We start from the raw sequence: 23,231 nt of genomic DNA, 5'->3' as shown, positions 1-23,231 counted from the left end.
ACAGTAAGGCAACATCGAAAACACGTCGAAATACCTGCACAATCGTCCTGTCAAAAAAACGCGAAAACTCCCGCAACTGTTCCGGGGGCCGTCTCAAGAACCAAAAAACGCCAGTACATCGTCCTTGCGGGCCTGCGTATCGCGCTGTCCAAGACGGATCAGCTCGTTAGTATACGTCGATTCGAACAATAAATACGATGCCAGCGCCGCGCCGCGCGCTTCGGCCGCGCCGATACCCGACAACATGGTGCGGATGGGACGCGGCAAACTGCCGATATGCCGGCTGGCGATGGCGTCGAGCCGCTCGGACGGAGCGATGACCAGCAATTCCACAGGCCGCAAGGCCGTCTTGCCCAGCAACTCGGGCGGCAGCATCGACAGGGTCAGGTTGATGCGGTTCAGGCGCTCGATGTCGACGGCCAGGCCATCGAGGAAGATCGACGACAGCGCGTGGCCGGCGATCTGTGCCAGGCTCGGGTAGCGCGCCGCTTCGGAGGCGGCCGGTGCCGGTTCCGTCATGCGCCCCGCGCCCACCACCAGCACCTTGTTCGCGCCCAGGTGGATGGCCGGCGAGATGGGCGCCAGCTGGCGCATGGAACCGTCGCCGCAGTATTCGCGCTGGCCGCCCACGTACAGGGGCACGGCGGGAAAAATGAAAGGGATGGCGGCCGAGGCGAGCAAGTGCTCCACGCCGATCTGGTCCGGCAAGGCCAGTCGCTGCGTGCGCACCCATGGCGCGATATCCTCGGCCGTCTGGTAAAACGTCATGTGGCGGCTGCCCGAGTACGACGACGCCGTCACGGCCAGCGCATGCAGCAGGCCGTCGGCCAGGGCAGCATCGAGGCGCGGCAGGTCGAGCATGCGGTGCAGCAGGCTGACCAGCGGAGTATTGTCGAGCAGGGAACTGGGCGGCGACGCATGCCACTGGCGCAGCAGCCAGCCGAACGACAGCAAGGACAGCCAGCGCGCGCCCGAGCGGATCACGCCCAGCGAATCGGCCCGGTACACTTGCTCGACCTCGATGTGCTGCCACACATCGAGTAGCTTTTGCACGCCTTCGCCGAAGTTGTCGGCACGGCAGGCCAGCGCCGTGGCATTGATGGCGCCGGCCGAGGTGCCGCAAATGATATCGAACGGGTTGCGCGCCGGCGCCCAGCCCGCTTCCCACAGAATCGCCGAAATCGCCTGCAGCACGCCCACCTGGTAGGCGGCACGGGCGCCCCCTCCCGTGAGTATCAAGCCTGTTTTATTTTGCATTCCCATGCCGGCAGATTAGCAGGGTCTTGATGCTTTGTGGAAAAGTTTAGTCGCCTCGGACCATCCCTTCTCTTCTCGGATCCGCCCCGCCAAACCAGAAATCCTTGCCATGCGCATGCAGGCGCATGATGCCCTGCAAGCCGGAATTCTGTTCGATGACGCGCACCTCGTGACCCATCGCCTGCAGCGCCTCGACCTGGGCGGCCGGCGCGCGGCCCTTTTCCAGTTCCGTCGGACCGTTGCGGCTGCCGAAGTTCGGCAGGCTGATCGCCTGCTGCACATTCAAGCCCCAGTCCATGGTGCCGACCAGGACCTTGGCGACATAGTTGATGATGGACGAGCCGCCCGGCGAGCCCGTCGCCAGCACCAGCTTGTGCGTGCCCTTCTCGAACACGAGGGTGGGCGACATGGCGCTGCGCGGACGCTTGCCCGCCTCGACCCGGTTGGCGATGGGGCCATCGGCATCGCGCGAATCGAACGAGAAATCCGTCAGCTGGTTGTTCAGCAGGAAGCCATCGACCATCTGGCGCGAGCCGAACGCGTCTTCCACGCTGGTGGTCATCGACAGGCCGCCCCCAAAAGCATCCACGGCCACCAGGTGCGACGTCGACGGACGCTGCAAGGCGTTGTCCATGCCCCACGCCACCTGCATGCCGGGCGGCGTGCCGGGCAAGGCTTTACCCATGGATTTGTCGCCGATCAGGGCGGCGCGCTGCGCCAGGTAGGTTTTGTCGAGCATCGAGGCGATGCCCTTGCCCGGCAGCGGCACGAAGTCCGTGTCGGCCACGTAGCGGTTGCGGTCCGCGTAGGCCAGGCGCCCCGCTTCCGAAAACAGGTGGATCGCCTGCGCATCGAGCACGCCGTCGACGGGCGCATACGGGCGGATGTCCTTCACTTCCAGCATGCCCAGCATCTGCGCGATGGCGATGCCGCCCGACGATGGCGGCGGCATGCCGCATACGGTCCAGGCCTTGTAGTCGCTGCAGACGGGCTCGCGCACCTTGGCGCGGTAGCCGGCGATGTCTGCCGCCGTCAGCTTGCCCGGGTTGCTCGGGTGCGACGCCACCTTGGCGGCGATGTCGCGCGCGATGCGGCCGTTGTAAAAGGCGTCGGCGCCGCCGCGGGCGATTTCGCGCAGGGTGCGCGCCAGCTGCGGGTTCTTCAGCACGTGGCCGACGGGCCAGGCCTTGCCCTCGCCGTCATAGAAATACGCGGCGGCGACGGGGTCGCGCTTCAGGGCCTGGTCCCAGGTCAACAGGCCGTTGAGGCGCTGGCTGACGGGAAAGCCGCCGTGCGCCAGCTTGATGGCGGGGCCGAACAGGGTCGCCCACGGCAGCTTGCCATGCTCCTTGTGGGCCAGCTCCAGCATGCGCAGCACGCCCGGCGCGCCCACGGAACGCCCACCCACCACGCCCGTGGCGCGCGAGACGGGGCTGCCGTCCGCATTCTGGAACAGGTGCTCATCGGCGGCGGCAGGCGCCGTTTCGCGCCCGTCGAACGCCTGCACGCCCTTGGCCGTGGAGTACAGCAAAAAGGCGCCGCCGCCGATGCCCGACGATTGCGGCTCGACCAGGGTGAGCACCAGCTGCGTGGCGATGGCCGCGTCGATGGCGCTGCCGCCCTTCTTCAGCATCTGGTAGCCGGCATCGGCGGCCAGCGGATTGGCGGCGGCGACCATGAATTTCTGCGCCGCCCAGCCACTTTTTTCCGCATACGCGGTGGCGATTTCCGGCGCCTTCTGCGGCACTTCGGCAAATACGGGACTGGCAGCGAGGGCTCCCAGCAAGGTCAGGCTCAGGGCCAGCGGCTTCAATGCGATCATGGTTTCTCCGATAAAAAAAGGGCGCACAGCCGAGCAAGGCTGTACGCCCCATACGGGGGTATCCTACATCAAATCACGCCACGCTTATTTGGGCTGCATGCGGATGGCGCCGTCCAGGCGGATCGTTTCGCCATTGAGCATGACGTTTTCCACGATGGCTTGCACCAGCTGCGCGTATTCGCCGGGCTTGCCCAGGCGCGAAGGGAACGGCACCATCTTGCCCAGCGCATCCTGCACTTCGGCCGGCATGCCCAGCAGCATGGGCGTCTCGAAGATGCCGGGCGCCACCGTCATCACGCGGATGCCGTTGCGCGACAGGTCGCGCGCCATCGGCAGGGTCAGTCCCACCACGGCCGCCTTCGACGAGGCGTAGGCCGCCTGGCCGATCTGGCCATCATAGGCCGCCACGGAAGCCGTGTTGATGATGATGCCGCGCTCGCCTTCCGCCGTCGCGTCCTGTTTCGCCATGGCGTCGGCCGCCAGGCGGCACATATTGAAGGTGCCCACCAGGTTGATGTTGACGACCTTCTGGAACAGGGCCAGCGGATGCGGGCCATCCTTGCCCACGGTCTTCACGGCCGGCGCCACGCCGGCGCAGTTGACCAGGCCGCGCAAGGTACCGAGCTTGGTAGCCGCGGCCACCACGGCCAGGCCGTCCTCTTCCGACGTCACGTCGCACTGCACGAACACGCCGTCCAGCTCAGCGGCCAGCGCCTGGCCCGCCTCCGTCTGCACGTCGGCCAGCACGACCTTGCCGCCAGCGGCCGTCACCATGCGCGCCGTGGCCGCGCCCAAACCCGATGCGCCGCCCGTGATGATGAATACATTGTCCTGAATCTGCATGAAATCTCCTGAGTGATAAGGGCCGTGTTCCCGGCGCCTGATGGTTGATGCACAATGCCATTATTACGCTATTACGTTTACGTAAACGTAATGTCGGCGACAATTGTAGCCATTTTTGCCGTCACCGAGCGAAAACTTGCAGCGCCGGCGACTGGCAAGCTTAAAAACACTGCATGAAAGCGCCATTGCGGTGACAGATGCGACCGTTCGCATCGAGCGTGGCGTTGCCCGCGCCGTTGTAGCGCGCGCCGGCGGCATCGCGGCAGCCGCCCGTGTCGCATGCGCCGATGGGCTGCGGCGTGCGCGGCATCGGCACGGCCGGGCCGGGCGGCAGGGGCGCCATGGGCGCCATGGGCACAATGGGAGGCGCCGGCTGCGCCGGCATGCGGCCGATCACCTGCGCCACGGCGCGGCGCGGCTGCACGGGCGGCGCCGGGCGGCACGGTTCCACGGCCAGCTTGCTGCTGTCGCGCGGGTCGAGCCGGCACACGGGCAGTTCATCGGACGCCGCCGGCTCCTGTGCCCAGGCATGGCCGCCAGCGAGCAGCAGGGCGCCGGCCAGCGCCAGCATGGTTTTTGTAATCTTCTTCATACCCCCTCTCCAAGCATCGATCCTACCGCTTTCATTATTGGCACACGCCGCGCCAAATGCCAGCGAGGGCAACACTCTCACGTCTGCGGCTGCCACGCACATGCTGCAACGGTGTTTTATTTCCTTTCAGCACTTTCCTTCTTGCCAGGATGGCATTACAATAAGAACGATTCTTATTCTCATTAGCGGAATTCGAGCGCAATTTACTATCTTTTCATTCATACCCGAGCCACCCGGAAGGCAGCCAGGAAATAACAACATCCGGAAAGTTCACCATGATCCAGCGTAGTCCCGCATTCATTCATCCTGTTACGCCCGCCCGCCCCATCCATTGCGCCACCCTGCTCCTGCCCTGCCTGCTGTCCTTGGCCGTCGGCAGCGCCTGGGCCGAAGGCAATGCGGCCGCCGATCCGACCATGAACACGGTGGTGGTCACGGCATCGGGCACGGCCATCGACATCAAGGATGCGCCGGCCAGCATCAGCGTCATCACGCGCGAGGAAATCGAGCGCCAGCCCGTGTATGACCTGAATACCTTGCTGCGCCGCATCCCCGGCGTGACGGGCGGCACCAGCCCGGTGGGCGAGGAATCGAAGATCAAGCTGCGCGGCTTGCCCGACAAATACACCTTGATACTCGTCGACGGCAAGCGCGTGGGCAGCTCGGCCGACACGGCCTACCGTCCCGACCTGGGCCGCCAGGACTTGAACTGGATCTCGCCCGACATGATCGAGCGCATCGAAGTGGTGCGCGGACCCATGTCCTCGCTGTACGGCTCGGACGCCATGGGCGGCGTGATCAACATCATCACGCGCAAGGTGCCGGGCAAGTGGAACGGCTCGGCCACGGCCAACTACACGCAGCCGCAAGACAGCGGCCGCGGCACGGCGCACCAGCTGGGCCTGAACCTGGCCGGTCCCTTGTCGGACACGGTGGGCATGCGCCTGGGCGTGGGCCAGACGCGCCAGAATCCCGACGAAAAGGCCATCGGCAAATCGGGCGGCATCGGCGGCGAACGCAACCAGACTGTCTCGGGCCAGCTGAACTGGGCGCTGGACAAGAAGCAGAACCTGTCGCTGGACGCCAGCTACGGCAAGCAGCAATCGACGGATTCGACCACGCTCGACGCGGACGGCTACCCACTGTTCGGCGCCTGGGGCGCGAGCAAGCTGATACGCAAGAGCGCCAGCATCGGCTATGAGGGCCGCTGGGACTTCGGCAAGGCCGTGGTGAACCTGTATCACAACGATTTCGACAACGAAGTCGTCGGCACGATCGCGAAATCCAAGGACAGCACGCTCGACGCCAGCCTGGAAAAGCGCGTCGGCTGGGGCGGCATCGAGCAGATGCTGGTGATGGGCGGCCAGTGGAAGCACCAGGAATTGACGAATACGGACACCATCGGCACCGTGCCGACCGATTACCTGGGCAAGCCCGTCAGCGGCGCCACCCTGTCCGGCACCACCTCTGCCCTGTTTGCGGAAGACCAGCTGTTCCTGCGCGACAACTTGACGGCCACGGCCGGCCTGCGCCTCGACCACCACAGCAAGTTCGGCAACCATTACAGCCCGCGCCTGTACCTCGTGTACCACCCTGCTCCCGCCTGGACCATCAAGGGCGGCGTATCGCAAGGCTTCCGCGCCCCGAGCCTGAAGGAAAACTCGCCGGCGGCGGCCACCCAGTCGGGCGGACGCGGTTGCGGCAGCCTCAAGCCCCTGGGCTATGTCACGGGCGGCTGCTACATGGCCGGCAATGCGGACTTGAAGCCGGAAACGAGCACGGCCGGCGAGATCGGCGTGGCGTGGGAACAGAATGGCTGGGACGTCGGCTTGACGTACTTCCACACGGATTTCAAGAACAAGATCGACTATGCGCCGCTGGGTTTCTACCAGAAGCGCTGGTGGACCAAGATGACGAATATCCAGAAGGCGCGCACGAGCGGCCTGGAAGCGACGGCCACCATCCCGCTGACGAAAAACCTGGACTGGCGTAACAACGTCACCTACATGGCGGAAGCGAAAAACCTGACCACGGGCGCCAACCTGCTGTCGACGCCGAAGCTGTCGTGGTATTCGGCGCTGGGCTGGCAAGTCAACGACCAGCTGTTCGGCGAAGTGTCGGCCCAGTACACGGGCAAGGAACTCGACGCGGGCAAGCTGGCCGACAAAGCCTACACCATCGTCGACACCGTCGTGTCGTACAAGGTCACGCCCCAGTGGACGGTACGCGGCGGCGTGCAAAATCTGTTCAAGAAAGGTCCGATGGCCGACGGCCTGGTCGACTACTACGTGCCGGGACGGCGCATGTTCGTCGGCCTGACCTCGCGGTTCTAATCACGGGGCGGCGGCGTGGCGGCATTCGCCGGCACGCTGCTGCGCATCCGCCCGGCGACGGACACCTTGTGGCCGCTCGCATACAGTGGTAGGCGTAGTCATCGCGGCGCTGCATGCCGTACGCGGAACTGTCGGCCGCGCCCGCTCCCACGCCGGCGCCACGGCAGCGTGCAACTGGTCACGTAGGGAAAATAGCCTTGCGGATGGCGGCAGTATTAGCACATCGGCGCCGTCGGCACCCCGCCCTGTTCGACATACACGGGAGGCGTGACGGACAGCGGCGGCACCACGACCGTGCGTCCGTAAGGATAGCGGTACCACGGGCCGCCGTACCAGCCCCGCCCGAACGATATGAAAACCAGGAAATTTTGATGTGCAAGACGTGAAACAGCCCCGTGACACGGGGCTGTTTGAGATGGCACGGGTTTTATTGCGCCGGCAAGACCTGCGCCGGCGTGGCCGGCGCCAGAATGGGCGGCGCGGGCGCGTGGATGGGTGCCGGCGCGGCCACGGCCAGCCAGCCCGTGGCCGGCAGCAGCGGCACCAGCAGCAGGGCCACGATATTGATGATCTTGATCAAGGGGTTCACCGCAGGACCCGCCGTGTCCTTGTACGGGTCGCCCACCGTGTCGCCCGTGACGGCCGCCTTGTGCGCGTCGGAACCCTTGCCGCCGAAATGGCCATCCTCGATGTATTTCTTGGCGTTGTCCCAGGCGCCGCCGCCCGTGGTCATGGAAATGGCCACGAACAGACCCGTCACAATCGTTCCCATCAAGAGGCCGCCCAGCGCCGCCGGCCCCAGCAGCATGCCCACGACGATGGGCACCACCACGGGCAGCAGCGACGGCACGATCATTTCACGGATGGCCGATGCCGTCAGCATGTCGACGGCCTTGTCGTATTCGGGCCGCGCCGTGCCTTCCATGATGCCCTTGATATCGCGGAACTGCCGGCGCACCTCGACCACCACGGCGCCGGCCGCGCGGCCCACGGCTTCCATCGCCATGGCGCCGAACAGGTAGGGAATCAGGCCGCCGATGAACAGGCCGACGATGACCATCGGGTTCGACAAGTCGAACGTGATGTGCTGGCCCACGGATTCGAGCGCATGCGTGTAGTCGGCGAACAGCACCAGCGCGGCCAGGCCAGCCGAGCCGATGGCGTAGCCCTTGGTGACGGCCTTGGTGGTGTTGCCGACGGCATCCAGAGGATCGGTGATGGCGCGCACGGAGTCGGGCAAGCCCGACATTTCCGCGATGCCGCCCGCGTTATCGGTGATGGGGCCGTACGCGTCGAGCGCGACGATGATGCCCGCCATCGACAGCATCGAGGTGGCCGCAATGGCGATGCCGTACAGGCCCGCCAGCTGGTACGACACGAGGATGGCGATGCAGACGGCCAGCACCGGATACGCGGTGGACTTCATCGACACGCCCAGGCCGGCGATGATATTCGTGCCGTGGCCCGTCGTCGACGCTTCGGCGATATGGCGCACGGGCTTGAAGTCCGTGCCCGTGTAGTACTCGGTGATGTACACCATCAGCCCCGTAAGCACGATGCCGACGACGGTGGCGCCCAGCATCTTGTAGCGCATGGCGTCGTCGGGCCACAGCAGCCACGTGACCACGGCAAAGCCCACCAGCGACAGGCCGGCCGCCCACCACAGGCCCGTGTACAGGGCCGACATGATCTTCTTGCCGGGCGCCGTTTTGACCATCGAGCAGCCGACGATGGAGGCGAGGATGGAAACGGCGCCCAGCAGCAGCGGATAGAGGATGGCCGTGCTGCTGGCTTCGGCCATCAGCAGCGCGCCCAGCAGCATGGTGGCGATCAGGGTCACGACATAGGTTTCGAACAGGTCGGCCGCCATGCCGGCGCAGTCGCCCACGTTGTCGCCCACGTTGTCGGCGATGACGGCCGGGTTGCGCGGATCGTCCTCGGGAATGCCCGCCTCGACCTTGCCCACCAGGTCCGCGCCCACGTCGGCGCCCTTGGTGAAGATGCCGCCGCCCAGCCGCGCGAAGATGGAAATGAGCGAGGCGCCGAAGGCCAGGCCGATCAGAGGCTTGATCAGGTCATGCTGGGTCAGGCCGGGCGCGCCCGTCTTCACCAGCAGCCAGTAGAACAGGGTCACGCCCAGCAAGCCCAGACCGACGACCAGCATGCCCGTGATCGCGCCGCCCTTGAAGGCCACGCTCAAAGCCTGGTTGATGCCCAGGGTGGCCGCCTGCGCCGTGCGCACATTGGCCCGCACCGAGACATTCATGCCGATGAAGCCGCAGGCGCCCGACAGCACGGCGCCGATCAGGAAGCCCAGCGCCGTGTGCAGGCCAAGCAGCACATAGATGGCGATCAGCAGCACCACGCCGACGATGGCGATGGTGCGGTACTGGCGCGCCAGATAGGCGGCCGCGCCCTGCTGGATGGCCAGCGCGATTTCCTGCATGCGCGCGTTGCCGGGATCCTGGCGCAGGATCCAGCTACGCGACACCAAACCATAGATGACTGCGACCACGCCGCAGGCTACCGCAAACCACAAACTGGCTGCCATATCGTCCCCTTCTGTTTTTATCCGACGTCATTGCCGACAGCTGCAGACCGCACCGGGTAGGCACGCGCAGCCAGGAAAACACGACCTGCAAAAAAACTGAACCACGAAAACGATACGGCGCCCGCCTGAAGCGCGGGCACAAAAAAAGCGGACACTCAGGTCCGCTTTTCAAACACTGCTTATTCCGCCAGGGCGGCAAATGCGCTGTCGCGGATTTGCTCGACCGGACCGACGCCGGCGATGCGGCGGTATTTCGGCGCGCCCGGCAGGCCGGACTTGGCCCAGTCGTTGTAGTAGCCGAGCAAGACCTTGGTCTGGTTGTGGTACACGTCCAGGCGCTTCTTGACCGTTTCCGCCTTGTCGTCGTCGCGCTGGATCAGCGGCTCGCCCGTGATGTCGTCGATGCCGTCGACCTTGGGCGGATTGAATTTGACGTGGTAGACGCGGCCCGAACCCGGGTGGCTGCGGCGGCCGTCCATGCGCTCGATGATGGACGCGTCAGGCACGTCGATTTCCAGCACGTAGTCGACATTGATGCCGGCATCCTTCATGGCGTCCGCTTGCGCGATGGTGCGCGGGAAGCCGTCGAACAGGTAGCCATTGGCGCAATCGGCTTCCTGCAGGCGGTTCTTGACCAGGCCGATCATGATGTCGTCCGACACGAGGCCGCCCGCATCCATGACCTTTTTCGCTGCCAGGCCCAGTTCGGTGCCTTCCTTGATCGCCGCGCGCAGCATGTCGCCCGTGGAGATTTGTGGAATATTGTATTTTTCTTTGATGAAGTTAGCTTGGGTGCCCTTGCCGGCACCGGGTGCTCCTAAAAGTATCAGACGCATTGAAAAGTTCCTAAAAAACAGATTTTGGATGGTGGTATGTGTAATTATTTTTAGATGATGTTGCTATGGCTATCTTTCCCTACGAAACTTACCACAAAAAATCCCCGAAGCGCCAGTTTGCTGTCGAATTGCTATGCCCTGATTGATCAAAGCCAACAATTAGCGAAGCAGGTGTTTCAAAATGTGGTTTTTTGTGGCAGGCCCCGCATAAAATTTTTCTCGCGCACGCACGGCACCTGAAACACGTCCAGGGCAAGGCAGCCATGGGTGTTTTCTCAGGTGGCGTGCTGGTAGTGCGCCTGTACTCTGGCAAGATCTTCCGGCGTGTCCACGCCGGCGGCCGGGGCCGAGTCCGTGACATGCACGGCGATGGCATAGCCATGCCACAGCACGCGCAGCTGCTCCAGCGCCTCGATCGCTTCCAGCGGCGAAGCGGAGAGCGTGGGGTACGTTTGCAAAAATGCATTGCTGTACGCATACAGGCCGATATGGCGCAGCGGCACGTAGCCTTGCGGCAGGTTCTCGCGGGACTGGGCGAAGCCGTCGCGGTGCCAGGGGATGGTGGCGCGCGAAAAATACAAGGCGCGGTTTGCCTTGTCCAGCACCACCTTGACGACGTTCGGATTGAAGGCCTCAAGCACCTCGTGCAGCGGATGGGCGCACGTGGCCATGGGGACGGCGGCGCTGATCTGCGCCGCGCAGGCGGCCAGCAGGGCCGGGTCGATCAGCGGTTCGTCGCCCTGCAGGTTGACGACGACGGCGTCCGGCGGCAGATCGAGCGTGCGCGCCACTTCGGCGATGCGGTCCGTGCCCGACGGATGGTCGCTGCGCGTCATGCACACTTCCACGCCATGCGCGGCGCAGGCGTCGCGGATGGATGCATGGTCGGTGGCGACGATGACGCGCGCGGCGCCGGACAGGGCTGCCTGCTCGGCCACGCGCACCACCATGGGCTTGCCGCCCAGGTCCGCCAGCGGCTTGTTCGGCAGGCGCGTCGAAGCCAGGCGGGCCGGGATGATGACGATGAACGCCATCGTTATTCCACTGCGTCTTGCAGGGTGCGCGCTTCGTCCGCCCACATGATGGGGATGCCATCGCGGATAGGATAGGCGAGGCGGTCGGCGCGGCAAATCAGTTCCTGCGCCTTCTTATCGTGTTCAAGCGGACCCTTGCAAACAGGGCAGACCAGGATATCAAGCAGTCGAGCGTCCACGACATTTCTCCACAATTTGTTGGGCCAGCGCGCTATCGATGCGCGCACTGACGGGGACGACCCACAGTCTCGGGTCATCTTTGAGATATTCAATTTGCGCACATTTTACTGCATCCTTCTCGGTGATCAAGATCACATCCGTGTCGAGGGCGGCGAATGGCTGGTCGAGAAAGTCGTGATGGTCGGGCAAGGGCAGTTCCGCAAAGTCCAATCCGGCTCCGCGCAGCATGGCAAAGAAACGCCGGGGGTTGCCGATACCGGCCGCCGCCACGATGCGCTGGCCGCCGGCCGCCAGGTTTGTTAGCGGCACGCGCTCGTTGCGGTCTGTCAAGCGTTCGGCCACATCGCCATCGAGCCGCATCTGCACCACCAGGCCGCCCTTGGGCGCGACCTGGTCCACCAGCGCCGGCGCCAGCGCGGGCGCGTTGATCACCGTCACGTCGCGCCGGCGGCGCGGCGGTTCGCGCAGCGGGCCGGCCGGCAGCAGCCAGCCGTTGCCCGCGCCGCGGCCGTCGAACAGCACGATTTCCACGTCGCGCCGCAAGGCGTAATGCTGCAAGCCGTCGTCCGTCACCAGCACGTCGACGTCCGGATGCGCGGCCAGCAGCGCCCTGCCCGCCTGCGCGCGGTCGCGCCCCACCATCACGGGGCAGCCGCCGCGCTGGAAGATCAGCAGCGGCTCATCGCCCACCTGCTGCGGCGTGGACGCGGCGGTGACGGCGCGCGGCAGCCGGTCGGCGCTGCCATGGCCGCGCGAAATGACGCCCGGGCGCATGCCCGCCTCGCGCAAGGCTTGCACCAGCCAGATCGTCAGCGGCGTCTTGCCCGTGCCGCCGATAAAGATATTGCCGACGACGACGACGGGCACGGGCAGGCGCGCGGATTTGATGATGTTGGCGCGATACAGGCCGCGCCGGATGGCGCTCAGGGCGCCGAACAGCAGGGAAACGGGCCACAGCGCGCACGCCAGCGGGCCGCGCGACAACCAGGCGCGGGTGAATGTGGTTTCAAGCTTGGCGGGGGAGGATGTGGGCATGAAGGAAGACGTAAAAATGGTGTAGGTCGGATTAGCCGCGCCGCCAGGCGCAGCGTAATCCGACATGCTCGGCTGCGGCTTGTGTCGGCTTACGCCGTTCCGGCTAAGCGCCGACCTACTTGCTGCCGCCCGCCTGCGCCGCGAACGTCAGCTTTTCATAGCCGGCCAGGCGCGCCGCTTCCATCACGTGGATGACCATCTGGTGCATGGCGAACTGGTCGGCGTTGACCACCACCACGGGCGTCTGCGCGGGCGCCTTGCCGCCGTTGGCCGCTTTCGCCGCGTCCTGCAGGGCGTCGGCCAGGCCGGCCACGTCGCGGAACGATATGGGTTCGCGGTTGACCGTGTAATTGCCCTTGGCATCGACGGTGACGTCGATCTGTTGCGGCTTGTCCTTGGCTTGCTCGGCATCGGCCGTCGGCAAGGTGATCTGCAGCTCCGTAAACTTGCTGTAGGTGGTGCTGACCATGAGGAAGATCAGGATCACCAGCAGCACGTCGATGAACGGGATCAGGTTGATTTCGGGGTCTTCACGCCCCTTGCCTTTGCGGAAGTTCATTTGCGGCCACTGTGGACGATGTCGACGAACTTGACTGCTTGCTGCTCCATGTCAATGACGAAGCTGTCGACGAGGGCGCGGAAATGGCGGTAGAAGACCAGGGTCGGCATGGCGATGGCCAGGCCGAAGCCCGTGTTGTACAGGGCCACCGAGATACCGTGCGCCAGCTGGGCGGGATTCGAGCCGCTGGCGTTTTGCGAGCCGAAGATTTCGATCATGCCCACCACCGTGCCGAACAGGCCCATCAGCGGGGCCAGGGTGGCGATGGTGCCCAGGGTCGTCAGGAAACGTTCCAGCGTGTGGGCCACGCCGCTGCCCGCCTCTTCGATCGATTCCTTCATCACCTCGCGCGGCGCGTCGACGTTGCGCAGGGCGGCGGCCAGCACCACGCCCAGCGGCGAATTGTCTTCCAGCTTGGCCACCGTGTCCGGCGTGATCTTGCCGCTGCGATATACCTGCACCACTTCATCGAACAGCTTGCGTGGCAGTATCTTGGCGCGTCGCAAATACAGCAGGCGCTCGATGATCAGGGCCAGGGCGACGATGGAAGCGATCAACAACAGCCAGATGGGCCAGCCAGCGGCTTGAAATATAGCGAGCAAAAGAAACTCCTGATAAAGGGAAGGCGATGGACCGCCTGGACAGCCTGTATTGTACCGAGCGCCGAAGACCGATTGTACGTCCGCGCGGGAATGGCGCAATGTAGCGCGTTGCCGCGCCGGCGGCAAGTGGCGCCTGCATGGCACTTGTCCCCAGCACGCTGCCGGCGCACAGTTTTGCACATTTTGTGTGGATAAGATTGTGAGCAAGCATGAAGTCCAGCATGCAAGCCCTTGATTTGCATGGGAATTATCGCGCTGCGCAAAATACAGGCATAGCAGCTTATCGACAGTAGTCAATGTCAATAAATTAATACTTGCAGAGTTCTGCACATTTACTGTGGACAAGATTGTGCGCAAAGCCGTGAAATTCAATTAAGTCATTGATTTTAAAGAAAATTAAGTCGATGCGCAAAAAAGTGGCAGGCAGCGCGTAATCGGCGGCAGATGGAGCGTCAAAGTTCTGCACACAATCTGTGGACAAGATTGTGCGCAAGCTCAAAGATAGGCGCTAAGTACATTGATTTATATCGTTTTTATTGCCTTGCATAAAAATGTAGCAAGGGCGGAAAAGCACGCTTTTCAGCATCACATTTCACGGCAAAAAGACAGTTTTCCACCGAGAAGGCAGTTCCACACATAAAGTGTGGATAAGATTGTGAGCAAGCCGATTGACTCCACGCAAGAGCATTGATTTTAAAGGAGTTTTTTTCGATGCTGAAAAATAAGGCAGCGCAAGCGCCTGCTCGCGCCGTGGAAAACACCAGGAAAAGACGAAACGGTTTATGCGGTTTTGCACATATTCTGTGGATAAGATTGTGAGCAAGGCGCACGGTCGAACGCTAGACCCTTGATCTATATGGCTATTTTCATGCTGCGCAAAATTCAGGCAAGCCATGCCGTGGGCATTCCGGTGGATAAATCCAGCGCCGCGCGGGAGTTCTGCACATTTTTTGTGGATAAGATTGTGCGCAAGGCCATGCATGGCATACTAAGCGCTTGATTCCTATGCACTTTATTTCCTTGCGCAAAAATGTAGCAAGGCACTTTTATGGGAATAAAGGAGCCGCTCCGCTAACGTTTGTCCAAGGCAAAAAGTTCCGCACACTTTCTGTGGATAACTTTGTGCGTAAGTGGAAGGGGCGGCACTGATGTGCTTGATATTAAAGGATTTTTTCCCTGTGCACGCAAATCAGGCATACGGGAATTCATCATGAAATCAATTACTTAGAAATAGATCTTGTTGTTTTGCACGATATATGACATAAGCATGACCTCGCCGATAATATGTGGACAGTTCCCTTCCCGCCCCCAGCTTTATGATGACCGACACCCCGACTGACAGCGGCTTTGCCGCCCCGCCCGTGCTGACCGTCAGCGCCCTGAACCAGGCCGTCGCGCGCCTGCTCGAGCGCTCGTTTCCCCTGACCTGGATCGCCGGCGAGATTTCCAACTTCACGCGCGCCGCCTCCGGCCACTGGTATTTCACCCTGAAGGACGATGGCGCCCAGGTGCGCGCCGTGATGTTCCGCGGCCGCGCCCAGTACGCGGGCTTCACGCCGCGCGAAGGCGACAAGGTCGAAGTGCGCGCCCTCGTCACCCTGTACGGCGCGCGCGGCGATTACCAGATCAACGTGGAAGCCATCCGCCGCGCCGGCGTGGGCGCCCTGTACGAAGCGTTCCAGCGCCTGAAGGAAAAGCTGGCCGCGCAGGGCCTGTTCGACCAGGAGCGCAAGCGCGCCATCCCCATGTTCGCGCGCAGCATCGGCATCGTCACCAGCCCGCAGGCGGCGGCCCTGCGCGACGTGCTGATTGCCTTGCAGCGCCGCGCGCCGCACGTGTCCATCATCCTGTATCCCACGCCCGTGCAGGGCCAGCAGGCGCCGGAAAAGATCGCGCAAGCGATCCGCACGGCATCAGCAAGGGCCGAGTGCGACGTGCTGCTGGTGTGCCGTGGCGGCGGCAGCATCGAGGATTTATGGTCGTTCAACGATGAAGCCGTGGCATACGCGATCGCCGACTGTTCCATGCCCGTGATCAGCGGCGTGGGCCACGAGACGGATTTCACCATCGCCGACTTCGCGGCCGACCTGCGCGCGGCCACGCCGACGGCGGCGGCCGAACTGGCGGCCACGCCGCGCGCCGACTGGATGGCATCCTTGCGCGCCGATGCGGCCGACCTGCGCCGCGCCATGCGCCGCCGCCTCGACGACGCGGCGCAGACCCTGGACCGCCACAGCCGCCGCCTGCTCAACCCGAAGGCGCAGCTGCGGCAGCAGCGCCTGCAGCTGCTGGCCCTGTCCACGGCCATGACGCACGCGGCGCGCGCGCCCGTGAACCAGTCGCAGTACGCACTGGAACGCCTGCGCAGCCGCTGGGCCGCCTTGCGGCCCGACGTCGCGGCGCCGCGCGCGCGCCTGGTGGAGATGCAGCGGCGCGGCGGCGCTTCCATGGCGCAGCTGCTCAGCCAGCGGCGCCACCGCCTCGACGGCCTGGCGGCGCAGCTGGAGCTGTTGAATCCGCAGCGCACCCTGGAGCGCGGCTACGCCATCCTGCGCGACGAAAAGGGAAACATCGTGCGCTCGCCGGCGCAGCTGCAGGCGCGCCAGAACGTCAACGTGCGCCTGGCCGACGGCAGCGCGCAGATCGGCATCGCCAGCGTGCAGGCAACTCTGGAATAGGCGCCGGCATAAAAAAGGCCGGGGAAGCTCCCCGGCCCAACACCTTCCCCTACTGAGTGGACTGCTGCTGCAACTGCCCTTTCACACTACCGCATTTAAAACTTCATCGACACGCGCGCGCCAAACGTGCGCGGCGCGTTGTAGAAGGCGCCGTAGATCTGCTGCGTCGGCTGGCATGGCATGCCCACGTCCGTGCAGATTTCATTGACGTCCAGCTTGACCGCCTTGTCGGTGGCGTTCTGCACGAACGCTTCCACCGTGTACGCCTTGTTCGCCGGCTGGAAGCGCAGGCTCAGGTCCAGGGTCGTGTAGGCTTCCTGGCGCTTGACGCCCGCATGGCCCGGCACGTCGCCGTTGAACGCGCCCGCCCCCACGTAGGACATGGTTTCATAGTGCATCGAGGCGCGCGGCGTGAGCTGGCCGCCGGCGACGGCGAAATCGTGCTCGTACTGGACGGTGGTGGAAAACTTCGGCGCATGCTTCATGGTGCTGCCGCCCACGTTCACCAAGGGCGCCGTCGAGCCGCAGGACTGGCCATTCGCGCGCGCCGCATCGACGTCGCACGAAAGAAAATCGTCATACACGGCTTTGAGCCAGGTGGCGTTGCCCGTCAGGCGGTCGACCTTCGTTGGCCGCCACACCCATTCCGCTTCCAGGCCCTTGACGGTGGCGCCGGCCGCGTTGAAGTTGGCCAGCACGCTGTTGACCACCTGCGATTCGAGCTTGTCCTTGTACTTCATCAGGAAGGCATCGAGGTTCAGGGTCAGTTCGCGGTTCAGCAAGTCCGACTTGAAGCCGATTTCATAGCTGGTCAGCTTTTCCGGCTTGGTGGTGGCGCCGCCGTCACCGATGGCCGGCGAATGGAAGCCCGTCGTCACGGAACCGAACAGCAAAATGTCCGGACGCAGCTTGTACTCGATGCGGCCCAGCCACGTGGCCTGGCCGTATTTCAGGTCGGCCGTATTGTCGCCCGGCGTATTGCCGCAGGCGGCCGCCGTGATGGCGCCGCCGGGGCCGATATTGTGCGTGTTGGCCAGGCCCGTGCCCGGCGTGACCAGCTGGCGCAGCTGGTCGGCAGTCAGCACGGTGGTGCCCAGCGGCGTGTTCGCGGGCCAGTTCGGGCACGCCCAGTTCTGGCCGCCGATGTCGAATTTATGGTCCTTCGTGTAGCGCGCGCCAGCCGTCAGCTTGATCTGGTCCGTCAGCTGCTGGCTGACCTGGCCGAAGACGGCCTTCGATTTGAGCTGGCGGTCGCCCTGGATGAAGGACATGGACGACGCATACTGGCCCACGGTGGGCTGCACGAAGATCACGGCGCCGTTGGCGATATCCTGCTGCACGGCGGCCTGCGAAATCTGGCTGCGGTCGATATCGAAGCGCACCTTGTTCTTTTCATTGAACAGGAACAGGCCCGCCACCCACTGGAACGGCGCATCGTCGTCCGAGCGCGCCTGCAGCTCGTGCGAATAGCTGTCGAACTGCGCCCAGTCGGTGCGGTTTTCCGACTTGAAGCCGGGGAACAGGCCCGCATCGGCGTCGTTGCTGTTCTGGCGCTTGTAGCGGCTCCAGCTGCCCAGGTACGTGAAGTCCAGCGCATCCGTCGGCTTGTAATTGAGCTTGCCCTTGTAGGTCAAAATCGACTGGTCCAGCGTGCCCGGCGTGTCGATCAGGGCCGAGCGCAGCTTCTCGCCCCCTTTCGGTTCGGCCGCCAGATAGACGTTGCCGGCGCCCTGGTCGAGGAAGTAGTCGGCGATGAAGGTGCCGCGCAGCTGCGGCGTGAACTTCCACAGCAGCGAGGCGCGCACGCCCATCTGGTCGCCGGCGCCATACTTGGCCGTACCGGGCATGACGTTCGAGCCGCGGCGGAAGTCCACCGTGCCGTCGTGGCTATCCTTGATGGCGGCGATGCGCAGCGCCACGTCGTCGGAGAACGGGATATTGAGCATGCCCTGCGTCTGCAGGTGGCGGTAGTCGCCCACGGTGATGCCGGCCGAGCCCATGAACTTCGATGTGTTTGGCGCGGCCGAGACGAGGTTGACGGCGCCGGCCGTCGAATTGCGGCCGTTCAGGGTGCCCTGCGGTCCGCGCGCCACCTCGACGTGGCTCAAGTCGTACATCAGCGCCGTGGCGCCCTGGGGACGCGGCGAATACACGCCGTCGACATAGAAGGCGACGGCCGGGTCGCCCAGCTCCGTGTGGTTGGCCGAACCGACGCCGCGCATGTAGACGTGCACGCCGCCCGAGTCGCCATGCTGCTCGACGACGAGACTGGGCACCATGGTGGCCAGCGACGCCAGGTCTTTCACTTGATTGTTTTGCAGGGTGTCCTGGTTGAAGGCGGTGACGGCCAGCGGCGTCTCCTGCACGAATGTATTGCGGCGCGTGGCCGTGACGACGATGCGGTCCATCTGTTCGGCTGCCGGTTTTGCCGCATCCGTGGCTGCAGCCTCCTGGGCCATGGCGGCGCCGCTGCCCAGCAAGATGAACTGGGCGAAGGTCGCATGCGCCAGGCTGAGGGCGATGGTATTGCGTTTGAGCTGTTGCATTGTTGTTGTCTCCTGTACCGCTGGTTGAATGATGATCACATAGCTCTTTGGCTACTGCTGCACATTTTTTGGGTGTCAATCTGAAGTCATGTCGCCTCCGTGCGGGGTCTATGGGTGGCCACGGCGCGCCCGGCCGTGTCGAACAGAAAGGCATGGCCTTCTTCCGGCGCGAAGCCGATGGCGCTGCCCTGCGCCAGCGCGTGGCGCGCCTCGCCGTGCAGCTTGATGGCCACCGCATGCGAACTTCCCTCGAGCGTCGCGTGGATGATCTGCGCATCGCCCAGCTGCTCGATCAGGGTCACCGTGGCGGCATAGCCCTCCTCGCGCGGCACCAGGCGCAGGTGTTCGGGGCGTATGCCGACCAGCATGCCCGCCTCGCCCCCAAGCTGGCTGGCCAGGGCCGGGACGGCGGCGCACGGCAAGAAGTTCATGCGCAGCGCGCCGATGAAGCCGGCGACGAACTGGCTGGCCGGATGACGGTACAGCTCCAAAGGCGCGCCCACCTGCTCCAGGTGCCCGCCGTGGAAGACGGCGACCCTGTCGCCGAGGGTCATGGCCTCGACCTGGTCGTGCGTCACGTAGATCATCGTCGTGCCCAGCTCCTGGTGCAGCTTGGCCAGCTCGATGCGCGTCTGCACGCGCAGCGAGGCATCGAGGTTGGACAGCGGCTCGTCGAACAGGAACACCTTGGGCTGGCGCACGATGGAGCGGCCGATGGCCACGCGCTGGCGTTCGCCGCCGGACAAGGCCTTGGGTTTGCGGTCAAGCAGGTGCGTGATCTGCAAGATCTCGGCCACCTTGCCGACGGCCGCGCGCACTTCGGCCTCCCCCTTGCCCGCCAATTTGAGGGCAAAGCCCATGTTGTCGCGCGCCGTCATGTGCGGGTACAGGGCGTAGCTCTGGAAGACCATGGCGATGCCCCGCTCGGCCGGCGCCACGTCGTTGGCCAGCAGGTCGCCGATGCGCAGCTGGCCCGCGCTGATGTCTTCCAGTCCCGCGATCATGCGCAGCAGGGTCGACTTGCCGCAGCCGGACGGTCCCACGAAGACCATGAATTCGCCGTCGTGGATATCGAGATCGAGCCCCTTGACGATTTCCGGGCCGTCGCCGTAGGTCTTGCGGATGCCGCGCAGGGAAATGGCGGCCATGTCAGTGCTCCCCCGCCAGGGCCGGCGCATGGGCGGCGCGCTGGGCGATAATAAAATCGCGGTACCACAGGGCGCTGTCCTTGAAGCTGCGCTGCTGCGTGGCGTAATCGACGTACAGCATGCCGAAGCGCTTGGCGTAGCCCGAGTTCCACTCGAAGTTGTCCATCAGGCTCCAGTAGAAATAGCCGCGCACGTCGATGCCCTGCGCGATCACGGCGCGCAAGGCGTCCAGGTGCAGCCGCACGTACTCGATGCGCGGTGCGTCATGGATCTTGCCGCCGACGGGCTTGTCGGCCACGGCCATGCCGTTTTCCGTGATGTAGACGGGCGGCAGCTGGTATTCGCGATGCAGGCCGACGAGCAGCTCCGTCAAGCCTTGCGGATAGGTTTCCCAGCCCATGTCGTTGACACCGAGCTTGCATTCGGGCTTGCGCGGCGGCGTCTCGGCGCTCATGTAAGCGCGCGTGTAGTAGTTCACGCCGAGGAAATCGATGGGCTGCTTGATATCCATGAAATCGTTTTCAAAGATAGCCAAAGCAGAAGCATCGACGTGTTTCAGGGCCAGGGCCGGGTAGCGGCCCTTGAAGATGGCGTCCATATACCACTGCACCGAGCGCGCATATTCGAGTTCGGCCAGCTCGCGGTCCTGGGCGCTGTCGGTGGCCGGCGTGGCCGTCCATTGATTGAGCACGATGCCCAGCTTCGCGGGCGGATTCACGGCGCGCATCGCCTGCATCGCCAGGCCGTGCGACAGCAGCAGGTGGTGCGACACTTGCACGGCGGCGGCCGGGTCGGCCATGCCGGGCGCGAACTGGCCCGTGCCGTGGCCCAGCACGGCCGTGCACCACGGCTCGTTGTGCGTGGCGATGCTGGCGACCTTGTGGCCGAAGCGGCGCGCCACCTCGGCCGCGTAGGCCGCGAAGTGGTAGCAGGTGGCGCGGTTGAGCCAGCCGCCCTCGTCCTGCAAGGCTTGCGGCAAGTCCCAGTGGTACAGGGTCAGATGGGCATCGAGGCCTTTGGCGGCCAGGGCATCGAGCAGGCGGGAGTAAAAATCAAAGCCGGCCTCGTTCCACGCGCCGGAACCCGTCGGCTGGACGCGCGACCAGGACATGGAAAAGCGGTAGGCGTTTACGCCCAGGCTGGCGATCAGCTCCACGTCCTCGGCATAGCGGTGGTAATGGTCGCAAGCCACGTCGCCATTGCTGCCGTCGATGATCTTGCCGTTCGTGTGGCTGAAGGTATCCCAGATGGACGGGCCGCGGCCGTCGATGGCGGCGGCGCCCTCGATCTGGTAGGCGCTGGTGGCCACGCCCCAGGTGAAGGTGGCGGGGAAGTTGGTGTCGATGTCGTCGTTGTGCATGGTCGTCATGTCAGTGTGAGGGGTTGAGATAAATGTGTGGATCAGCCTTTGACGGCGCCCTGCGTCAAGCCTTCGATCAGGCGCTTCGAGGCGACAAAAAACATCAGCAGCAGCGGCAGCACGGCGATGGCGGCGCCCGTCATCAGCGCGCCCCACTCCGTGTTGTTCGGCGCCTGCATGCTGCGCAGGGCCAGCGGGATCGTGTAGTTCTCGACGGAGCGCATGACGACCAGCGGCGTGATGAAATTGTTCCACGAGTTGATGAAGGTGATCAGGCCCAGGGTGCCCATGGCGGGGCCGATCAGCGGCAGCACGACGCGCCAGTAGATGGCGAATTCGCCGCAGCCGTCGATGCGCGCCGCCTCGATCAGGTCCTTCGGAATCGCCGTGCCGATGTACTGGCGCATCAGGAAAATGCCCAGCGCGCCGGCCGCGCCCGGCACGTACAGGGCGCGCGGCTGGTCCAGCCATCCGAGGAAATCCATCAGCATGAAGGTCGGGATCATGTTCATGAACGACGGAATGATCATCGACGCCATCACCAGGGTAAACAAGGGCCGCTTGAAGCGGAATTCGTACATGGCAAACGCATAACCGCCCAGCGAGCAAAAGAACAGGGTCAGCGCGGTCGTCATCAGGGCCACGTACAGGCTGATGCCGATATTGCGCCAGAACGGCAGGCGCTCCTGCAGCAGTTCCAGATTGTTCAGCAGGGCCGTGCCGAACCAGCGCGGCGGCGGCAGGCTGTAGATCTCGGCGCTCGTGTGCGTGGCGAAGACGAACATGAAGTAGAACGGCGCGACCATGATCAGGGCGCCGATGGCCACCATGGCATAGGCCGTCCAGCGCGTGGTTTTCATCGTGCCTCCTTGCGTTCTTGACGTTCATTGCGGCTGAAGATGCGGTTATTCACCCAGGTGGTGCTGGCGATGATCAAAAACAGCAGCCAGGAAATGGCCGACGCCGTGCCGAAGTCGCCCGAGGAAAACGCCGTCTTGTAGACGAAGATGGCCGTCGTCATCACCGACTGGCTCACGCCGCTCGATTCGGCCACCAGCACGAACGGTTCCTCGAACAGCTGCAGATTGCCCATGATGGTGAGCGTGACGGCCAGGTAGATCATGGGGCGCAGCTGCGGCAGGGTGATGTACCAGAACTGCTGGCGTGTCGAGGCGCCGTCGATGGTGGCCGCTTCATATAAATCCTTCGGTATCACCTGCAGCGCGGACAGGTACAGCACCAGGTTCCAGCCCAGGTAGCGCCAGAAAATCACGAAGGCGACGGCCGGCTTGATGAACAGCGAGCTGCCCAGCCAGTCGATGGATTCCGCCGGAAACAGCCCGCCCACCAGCGGCAGGCTGGCGCACCACTGGAGCAGCACATTGATCTGGCCATAGTCGCGCGAAAACAGGGTGTTGAAGACCATGGCGATGGCCACGCTGGAGGTGATGAACGGTAAAAAGTAAATGCCGATCACCAGGTTGCGCGAGCGCTTGAAGCTGTTGTGGATGAACGCCGCCAGCGGGATGGCCACCAGATGCTGCGGCACGCCCGAGGCCAGCGCCAGCCACAACGTATTGCCCAGCGAGCGCAAGAACCACGGGTCGCTCAGCGCGTATTTGTAGTTGTCCAGTCCCACCCACTGCATGGCTTCCACTCCGCTGGCCGCCTCCCACTGGTTGAACGACAGGTAGATGGAAAACAGCAGCGGGAACAGGCTGAAGACGGCGAACAGGATGAAGAAGGGGCTGATGAAAATGTACGGCGCCCATTTTTTCATGTTGAAGCGTTTTTTGGCGGGCCGCGCCGGGACGGCGGCGCCATCGGCACAAGGCATGGTCGTGTTCATGCTGTT

19 protein-coding genes are annotated in these 23,231 nt (G+C 64.1%); 3 read left to right on the top strand and 16 right to left on the bottom strand.

The window, feature by feature from the left end; genetic code table 11:
• Window positions 1–93: 93 nt before the first annotated feature.
• The 4 genes from AC07VH_RS16560 to AC07VH_RS16545 form a co-directional block, all read right to left on the bottom strand.
• Complete coding sequence (locus AC07VH_RS16560) at window positions 94–1,263, bottom strand: patatin-like phospholipase family protein (protein ID WP_034751717.1); 1,170 nt, start codon at window positions 1,261–1,263, stop codon at window positions 94–96.
• A gap of 40 nt (window positions 1,264–1,303) precedes the next feature.
• Window positions 1,304–3,079, bottom strand: coding sequence for a gamma-glutamyltransferase (gene ggt, locus AC07VH_RS16555; RefSeq protein ID WP_494788702.1), 1,776 nt, complete (start codon window positions 3,077–3,079; stop codon window positions 1,304–1,306).
• Between the two features lie 84 nt (window positions 3,080–3,163).
• Window positions 3,164–3,922 (bottom strand): 3-hydroxyacyl-CoA dehydrogenase, encoded by a 759-nt coding sequence (locus AC07VH_RS16550; protein ID WP_494788701.1) that lies wholly within the window; start codon window positions 3,920–3,922, stop codon window positions 3,164–3,166.
• A 160-nt stretch (window positions 3,923–4,082) separates the two neighbouring features.
• Window positions 4,083–4,514, bottom strand: coding sequence for a hypothetical protein (locus AC07VH_RS16545; protein ID WP_494788700.1), 432 nt, complete (start codon window positions 4,512–4,514; stop codon window positions 4,083–4,085).
• 275 nt (window positions 4,515–4,789) lie between these two features.
• Between AC07VH_RS16545 and AC07VH_RS16540 the strand changes: the two genes are divergently transcribed.
• Window positions 4,790–6,847: a TonB-dependent receptor domain-containing protein gene (locus AC07VH_RS16540; protein ID WP_494788699.1), complete on the top strand. Its 2,058-nt coding sequence runs from the start codon at window positions 4,790–4,792 to the stop codon at window positions 6,845–6,847.
• Between the two features lie 427 nt (window positions 6,848–7,274).
• Here AC07VH_RS16540 and AC07VH_RS16535 read toward each other — a convergent pair whose 3' ends face one another.
• The 7 genes from AC07VH_RS16535 to AC07VH_RS16505 form a co-directional block, all read right to left on the bottom strand.
• Entirely contained in the window at window positions 7,275–9,398 is a 2,124-nt protein-coding gene (locus AC07VH_RS16535; RefSeq protein ID WP_494788698.1) for a sodium-translocating pyrophosphatase, read from the bottom strand.
• A 179-nt stretch (window positions 9,399–9,577) separates the two neighbouring features.
• Complete coding sequence (gene adk, locus AC07VH_RS16530) at window positions 9,578–10,234, bottom strand: adenylate kinase (RefSeq protein ID WP_034782090.1); 657 nt, start codon at window positions 10,232–10,234, stop codon at window positions 9,578–9,580.
• A gap of 275 nt (window positions 10,235–10,509) precedes the next feature.
• Window positions 10,510–11,268, bottom strand: a complete 759-nt coding sequence (gene kdsB, locus AC07VH_RS16525; RefSeq protein WP_489628477.1) for a 3-deoxy-manno-octulosonate cytidylyltransferase — start codon at window positions 11,266–11,268, stop codon at window positions 10,510–10,512.
• A 2-nt stretch (window positions 11,269–11,270) separates the two neighbouring features.
• On the bottom strand, window positions 11,271–11,447 hold the full coding sequence (locus tag AC07VH_RS16520) for a Trm112 family protein (protein WP_010395789.1): 177 nt from the start codon (window positions 11,445–11,447) through the stop codon (window positions 11,271–11,273).
• Window positions 11,428–12,483, bottom strand: a complete 1,056-nt coding sequence (gene lpxK / locus AC07VH_RS16515) for a tetraacyldisaccharide 4'-kinase (protein ID WP_489628478.1) — start codon at window positions 12,481–12,483, stop codon at window positions 11,428–11,430. The genes AC07VH_RS16520 and lpxK overlap by 20 nt, the downstream gene beginning before the upstream one ends.
• A 115-nt stretch (window positions 12,484–12,598) precedes the next feature.
• Window positions 12,599–13,042 (bottom strand): ExbD/TolR family protein, encoded by a 444-nt coding sequence (locus AC07VH_RS16510; RefSeq protein ID WP_494788697.1) that lies wholly within the window; start codon window positions 13,040–13,042, stop codon window positions 12,599–12,601.
• Entirely contained in the window at window positions 13,039–13,644 is a 606-nt protein-coding gene (locus tag AC07VH_RS16505; RefSeq protein ID WP_070224614.1) for a MotA/TolQ/ExbB proton channel family protein, read from the bottom strand. Before AC07VH_RS16505 ends, AC07VH_RS16510 begins: the two co-directional genes overlap by 4 nt.
• A gap of 868 nt (window positions 13,645–14,512) precedes the next feature.
• Between AC07VH_RS16505 and AC07VH_RS16500 the strand changes: the two genes are divergently transcribed.
• Entirely contained in the window at window positions 14,513–14,644 is a 132-nt protein-coding gene (locus AC07VH_RS16500; RefSeq protein WP_475415661.1) for a hypothetical protein, read from the top strand.
• Between the two features lie 316 nt (window positions 14,645–14,960).
• The gene (gene xseA / locus AC07VH_RS16495) at window positions 14,961–16,322 is read left to right on the top strand and encodes an exodeoxyribonuclease VII large subunit (RefSeq protein WP_494788696.1); all 1,362 of its coding nucleotides are present in this window, start codon (window positions 14,961–14,963) and stop codon (window positions 16,320–16,322) included.
• Between the two features lie 95 nt (window positions 16,323–16,417).
• Here the strand turns inward: xseA and AC07VH_RS16490 are convergent, their stop codons facing one another.
• From AC07VH_RS16490 to AC07VH_RS16470, 5 genes are all read right to left on the bottom strand, one after another.
• A complete protein-coding gene (locus tag AC07VH_RS16490; protein ID WP_494788695.1) occupies window positions 16,418–18,868 on the bottom strand; it encodes a TonB-dependent receptor in 2,451 nt (816 codons plus the stop codon).
• A gap of 86 nt (window positions 18,869–18,954) precedes the next feature.
• Window positions 18,955–20,016: an ABC transporter ATP-binding protein gene (locus AC07VH_RS16485; RefSeq protein WP_494788694.1), complete on the bottom strand. Its 1,062-nt coding sequence runs from the start codon at window positions 20,014–20,016 to the stop codon at window positions 18,955–18,957.
• A 1-nt stretch (window position 20,017) separates the two neighbouring features.
• Window positions 20,018–21,385 (bottom strand): GH1 family beta-glucosidase, encoded by a 1,368-nt coding sequence (locus tag AC07VH_RS16480; RefSeq protein WP_494788693.1) that lies wholly within the window; start codon window positions 21,383–21,385, stop codon window positions 20,018–20,020.
• Between the two features lie 32 nt (window positions 21,386–21,417).
• A complete protein-coding gene (locus AC07VH_RS16475; RefSeq protein ID WP_034751746.1) occupies window positions 21,418–22,236 on the bottom strand; it encodes a carbohydrate ABC transporter permease in 819 nt (272 codons plus the stop codon).
• The gene (locus tag AC07VH_RS16470; RefSeq protein WP_489628483.1) at window positions 22,233–23,225 is read right to left on the bottom strand and encodes a carbohydrate ABC transporter permease; all 993 of its coding nucleotides are present in this window, start codon (window positions 23,223–23,225) and stop codon (window positions 22,233–22,235) included. Before AC07VH_RS16470 ends, AC07VH_RS16475 begins: the two co-directional genes overlap by 4 nt.
• Window positions 23,226–23,231: the final 6 nt, after the last annotated feature.

The organism is Janthinobacterium sp. GW821-FHT03C10 (assembly GCF_059420865.1).
Note: the sequence above shows the minus strand (reverse complement) of the source record. Positions and strands in the feature narration are given on the sequence as shown.